This window comes from Actinoallomurus acaciae (assembly GCF_042429965.1).
In the GTDB taxonomy this organism is placed as follows: domain Bacteria; phylum Actinomycetota; class Actinomycetes; order Streptosporangiales; family Streptosporangiaceae; genus Actinoallomurus; species Actinoallomurus acaciae.
Window position 1 is genome coordinate 1 of sequence record NZ_JBHLZP010000845.1, and the last position, 2,507, is coordinate 2,507.

The window sequence follows — 2,507 nt, forward strand, 5'->3', positions numbered from 1 at the left end:
CGGAGGGCAGCCGCGACTCGACCAGCGCGCGAGCGTCGGCGGTGGCCGGGGTCGCCGTGGCGCGGGCGAGGAACCGGCCGTTCTCGGCGGCGACGGTGATGCCGGGGCCGAGGAAACGGACGATCCCGGCGCGGGACAGCGCCTCCAGCTCGCGCAGGCGGCGCGGCGGCGGGCCGCTCGCGTAGTAGCCGAACACCCCGTGCAGCCACGCGCCGACGTCCTCCTCGGCCTGCGAGCGGGCGCTCAGGCGTCCGCCGTTCACCGCGTCGACCAGGACGCCGAACACGGTGAGCAGGCCGAAGAAGACGGCCAGGTCGGCACTGTGCGCGGGGTCGGCGTGGCGCTCGACGTCGGCGGTGACGTACGCGCGGATCCTCTCCTGCAAGGCCTCCGCGTCCTCGAAGCGCTCCCCCGCCAGCGGGTCGAGGAGCCGGTCCAGGTCGAGCCGGTCCTCGCCTTTGGGCACGCCCTCGTCGACCAGGGCGCCGAGCTCGGCGCCCTGGTCGACGAGGGCGTCCAGGCGCGCCTCGAACTCCGGCCACGGCAGGGCGACCCGGTCCGGATGGGCGCCGAACAGTTCGTGGTAGTGGAACCAGGCGAGCTCTCGGGCGATCAGCGGCCACAGGTCGGCGCGCAGGTCGAGCGGGCCCCGTCGTTCGTACAGCTCCTTGGTGACGGCCGGGGTGAAGTAGCGCGGCCCCGGCGGGCGCTCGCCGGAGAGCTCGTAGGTGATCTTCGAGTGGTACGGCACGCCGCGCCGCGACCCCGCGTGCAGGATCGGCTCCCGGCCGGACGGGTGGTAGGTGAGGCGGCCGTCGGGGCGTGCCGTGAACCGGCCACCGCGTCCTTCGGTGAGCAGCACCATGTCGTCGATGAAGCCGAGGCCCATCCCGCGCATGACGACCGGCTCCCCCGGGCGGAGCGCGGTGAGGTCGGTGTCGGCGGCGTAGTGGGGCGGGACGTACGTCAGGCCGTGCGCCGCCGCGAAGTCGGTCAGGCGCCGGTGCTCGGGTCCGGGCGTCACGTCCAGGTGTCCCTGCGCCAGGATCACCGCGTCGGCGCCGACCGGTTCGGCGCGCCCCTCGATCCGTACGAGCTGTGCCCCGCCGGGGCCGTCGGTGACGTCCAGGACGCGCCCGGCGTGGACGTGCACGGTCACCGGCTCCGGCGCGGTGTCGGCGACGTGCCGGAAGCACCAGGACAGGTAGGCGTTCTGCAGCCGCCGGGTCGGGAACCGGCCGGGTTCGACGTCGCCCCACTCGCACAGCGTGGGACCGGGGCGGATCGGGCCGTCGATCCGTACGGTCTCGTCGGTGAACATCGTGACGTCGGCGGCCTGGGAGTTCATCCAGAGCAGGTCCGGCTGGTCCAGCCGCCAGACCCGTCCGCCGCCCGGCGGGTAAGGGTCGGCCACGTGGATCTCGACCGGCCTGTCGCCGGCGAACTCGGCGGCGTTGGCACCCAGCCGTTCGGTCAGCACGGTGCCGCCCGGCCCGGCACCGACGACGACCAGGACGACGGGGCGGGCGCTCATCGGCGGGCGACGACGTCGGGCATCCCGGAACCTCCCCTAGGAGACCTTGTCTACCAATTTAGTAGATAATATGCCTAAGGTGCCCTTCATGGAGAACATTCCGGGGCTCCTCGGCGACCCCGTGCACCCGGTTCCGCTGCGGCCGCCGCAGATCACGGTGACGCCGGTGGACTACGCCGACCCGGCCGCGGTCGCGCTCCGCCGGGCCCTGACCGCGGAGATGGTCCAGCGGTACGCCGACCGGGCGACCGATCCGGCCGCTCAGCCTCCGGTGATGCACGTCGAACCCGACACGGTCGTGTACACGGCGATCGCCGTTACCGGCGACGGGCTCCCGGTGGGCCACGTCACACTGCGCCGGGCCGGGGAGGACCTCGAACTCAAGCGCATGTACGTGGTGCCGCCCTACCGGGGCGCCGGCGTGGCGGGCGCGCTGCTGCGGGCGGCCGAGGAGGAGGCGCGGCGACGGGGCGCCCGGCGGATCGTCCTGCAGACCGGCGACCGTCAGCCCGACGCGGTCCGGCTCTACGAACGCGAGGGCTACACGCCGATCCCGATCCTGCCGGCGTACGCGTCCCTGTGGTTCTCCCGGTGTTTCGCGAAGACCCTTCAATGACCTCGACGTCGGCGCCGGCCCTGGTCGTGGACGCGTGGCTGGCGTCGGTCCGGTCGCCGAACACCCGCCGCGCCTACCGGCACGACCTGCGCGCCTGGGCCGCCTGGCTGCGCGAACGCGACGCCGAACCGCTCACGGCGAACCGCGCGCACGTCGACGCGTGGGCGGCGTTCCTGGAACGGTCGGGAAGGGCACCGTCGACCCGGGAGCGCATGCTGTCGAGCCTGGGCTCGTTCTACACGTACGCGATCGACGAGGGCCGGAGGTTCGGCGTCGCGGTGACCCGCGAGCCGACCGCCCGCGCCCATCGCCCGTACGTCGACCGCACCGGCGGCACGGCCCGCCGCCTGACCGCCG

General features: G+C 74.0%; 3 protein-coding genes. 2 read left to right on the forward strand and 1 reads right to left on the reverse strand.

Features of this window, described 5'->3' with window-relative positions; genetic code table 11:
• Positions 1–1,534: FAD/NAD(P)-binding protein (locus ACFFNX_RS47915; protein WP_378213091.1), on the reverse strand; the 1,534-nt coding region annotated here is incomplete at its 3' end.
• An 88-nt stretch (positions 1,535–1,622) separates the two neighbouring features.
• On the opposite strand from ACFFNX_RS47915, the gene ACFFNX_RS47920 reads away from it, so the two are divergent.
• Together ACFFNX_RS47920 and ACFFNX_RS47925 are read left to right on the forward strand one after the other, a co-directional pair.
• Positions 1,623–2,150: a GNAT family N-acetyltransferase gene (locus ACFFNX_RS47920; RefSeq protein WP_378213092.1), complete on the forward strand. Its 528-nt coding sequence runs from the start codon at positions 1,623–1,625 to the stop codon at positions 2,148–2,150.
• The coding region (locus tag ACFFNX_RS47925; protein ID WP_378213094.1) for a site-specific integrase at positions 2,147–2,507 on the forward strand (361 nt) is incomplete at its 3' end. The genes ACFFNX_RS47920 and ACFFNX_RS47925, both read left to right, overlap by 4 nt.